The sequence below is a fragment of the Rhodopirellula maiorica SM1 genome (genome assembly GCF_000346295.1).
GTDB lineage: Bacteria > Planctomycetota > Planctomycetia > Pirellulales > Pirellulaceae > Novipirellula > Novipirellula maiorica.
On the sequence record NZ_ANOG01000510.1, the window covers coordinates 1 to 3,110 of the forward strand.

2 protein-coding genes and 1 pseudogene are annotated in these 3,110 nt (G+C 55.0%); 2 read left to right on the forward strand and 1 reads right to left on the reverse strand.

Translation table 11 applies throughout. The annotated features are described in order from the left end of the window. Both RMSM_RS41000 and RMSM_RS16220 read left to right on the forward strand, forming a co-directional pair. Window positions 1-682 (forward strand): annotated as a pseudogene (locus RMSM_RS41000) (hypothetical protein); the annotation flags it as partial. 8 nt (window positions 683-690) lie between these two features. Continuing rightward, entirely contained in the window at window positions 691-2,160 is a 1,470-nt protein-coding gene (locus tag RMSM_RS16220) for a GEVED domain-containing protein (RefSeq protein WP_008698313.1), read from the forward strand. A 140-nt stretch (window positions 2,161-2,300) separates the two neighbouring features. Here the strand turns inward: RMSM_RS16220 and RMSM_RS41005 are convergent. Beyond that, a partial coding sequence (locus RMSM_RS41005) for a hypothetical protein (protein WP_040767419.1) occupies window positions 2,301-3,110 on the reverse strand: 810 nt, incomplete at its 5' end.

Sequence of the window (3,110 nt, forward strand, 5' to 3'; positions counted from 1 at the left end):
ACCGGCCGAGTGCCGGTCGAATGGAGCAACCGCCGACGATTTCGGCGGTACGTTCCCATCGGGCACCATCGACTTTGCCGAGGATGAGATCAGCAAGACAATCACGGTTGACGTCATTGATGACGTGGACGTGGAATCGGACGAAGGTTTCATCGTCACGCTTAATTCGCCCAGTGGTATCGGCACCATCACAACCGCAACGGCCACCGGCACGATTCAGAATGACGATCTTAGCTATGCGATTGTCGCTACGGAGGGCGTGAATTCCGAAAGTGATGCTGCAACGACTCCGTTCACGTTCACGGTGACACGCAGTGGGTTGACGAGTGTCACTGGCACCGTGGATTTCGAGGTCACTGGCAGTCAGGTCGACGGTGCGACCGCCGACGATTTTGCTGGTACGTTCCCTCCGGCACAATCAGCTTTGACGTCGGTGATGTCAGCAAGACAATCACGTTCAATGTCAGTGATGACATGGAAGTGGAATCGGATGAAGGTTTTGTTGTCACCCTCACTTCGCCTAGTTCAAGTGGCAGTGGCACTGCGACGATTTCGACCGCCACGGCTCTCGGCACGATCCTCAATGACGATATTGAGTTGGATTTCGGTGATGCTCCAGCTAATTACCCGGTCACGCGGCAGCAGGACGGTGCTCGGCACGCCGAAAGTCCACTCTTTCTAGGCGATTCCGTGGACTTCGAAATCGATGGCACCCACAGCGAAGCGGCCGACAATGACGGCAGTGACGATGACGGTGTGTTTGCAGTGGCCAGCCCGGTAGCGAGCGCAGCAGATTCGACACGGGCGAGTATTCATCTCACGGCTTCGCAGGATGGATTTCTCGATGGTTGGATCGATTTTAATGCCGACGGCGATTGGAGTGATGTTGGTGAGCAAATCTTCAACAGCATCTCAGTGACCGCCGGTGAAAACATTCTCAGCTACTCGGTTCCCCAAGGTGCCACGGCGGGCGAGACATACGCTCGATTCCGGATCAGCAGTGCCGGTGGACTCGGCGTCACCGGGGCTGCTGCCGACGGCGAGGTCGAAGACTATATGGAAACCATTCTCGATGGCGATCTTGGCTCGGACGTTATTATCAACGTCATCAACGGTGCAGTCGCCATTTCACGGGATGAGTCCGACGATGTGGTTCGCAGCGGAGTGACCGAATTGTTTCGGGCATCGTCGAGCCTTGTCGGATCGCTGACCATCAACGGGACTGCATCCGATGACGATATCTCGATTGATCTTGGAAGTGGATTCACCATCCCAAGTCGCGGGCTGGTCATCGCAGGTAGCACAGGAAACAACCTGCTCTCCATTCTTGGTGACGGAAATCTTGACTTGACCGATCCGCTGGTCGATGCGACCGACATCAGCCACATCTCGCTCTCGGTCGTCAATGTCAACCGAGTCACTTTGGATGCAGCGACGATTCAGCGGTTATCGCCGATTCAAAAAACGGTCATGGTGTCAACGGGCGTCGCCGACGTAGTCGAGGTCAAACAGGCCGACCAATGGCGGATGATTGATTCGGTTGTGGTCGATGGCACATTTATGTTGCAGGCACAAAATCAAAATGGTGAGGAATCGATTCTTGTTGAATCTCAGCGTCCGTTTAAGAATTTTCTGAACCCGGCCGACGTGAATAATGACGGCGGCATCACGGCTGCCGATGCACTGGATGTTATCAATGAACTGAATCAACGCCGATACTCCAGCCTTCAAGGACAGTTGATTGATCCTATGGGGATGGAGTCTTGGCCCGGCACTTATTTCGATACCGATGGCAACGGCGTCATCACAGCCGCGGACGCCTTGAAAGTGATCAATGAATTGCCGTTTCAAACGTTTATCCAAAGCACAGCCGATGGCGAAGCGGTGGCAGCCGATTTTGTCAAGACAAGTCCACTTCGCGTAGCCGCGTCGCATCGATTCGATGAACCAGTGGCCCAGCGGGATGGCGAACTTCGGTTGCCAGGCATCGATTCGTCGATTTCGGCCGACGCCGCTTCCCGTGCAACGTTGTCCGCTGGGGATACCGAGGTGTTGTTACATTCTGACGCGGCAACTTCAACGAGCGTTGCGGATGAACTGCTGTCAAACGCGAGCTTCCTTGACGAACTCGCCATCGCGACGCTGAATGAGCACAATTGAGCCCACGCATTTGTCGTCCACTACGGTGAAAACACTTCTTTCTCAAATGATTCGTAATGAAATTTTAACGACGAACTTATTGCCGAGCGGATCCGAAGTTGCACGGCTTGGTTCTGGTTTTCTTTCGTGCCAGAACGATGTTATTGCGGTCGGTTAGTCAGTTGCGGATTGGTACTTTCCACTGATTCTGTATCGATCAGTCGATGGACTTCGTTGATGATGTCGGTCTCGATTTCTGGCGACCACACGGTGGGCAACCCGTAGTAAACCATTGCTCCACCCCCTTCATAGCCGCCTTCGCCCAACACCCGTCGCGATGGAATGTATGCCATCACGTCGTTGGCGTAACCGGCCACCCATGTTCGAGTTCCTGCCAATTCGCTTTTCAACCGAATCGCGTAATCCACGACGACTTCGCCGCCGAGTGTGACCAATTGAAGATCATCGCCGATCGACCAAGCACTGACGGGGTACGGATACGTCTGGCTGAGCGGGACACCGTCATCAATTTGTTCGAGCAGCATGGTAGCCCGGGCAACCTCGTAGCGATTGTCGGACTTTGAATTCAACTCGATTTCTTCCCGCGTCGGCAGCGTATCCAGGCGCAGGTCGATCTCTGCGTACGCCGTCCGCAGCGGTCCCTCGACGGGTTGCATCAGCGACGTCATCAAGACCGAATCCACGGCGGTTGCTAATCGTTGGCCATAATGCTGTGCCAAGCTTACCGTTCGGCGTGGCAGTGGATTTTGGTCAGCGCCGCAACCCGCAAAGAATAGTGCGACACAGCCGGGATGGCTTTTTTCGAGTTCAATTTGAGCGTATCCTGGGTAATCCCCCGACCATTGATAGCCGCTCAGGGTCGTCGCGTGGCACGCGTATCCGAACAGCACGGCGGTCAGGTTTTCGTCAGCGTCGCGAACGGCGAGCACCGGGACGTCATGGTCGCTGGG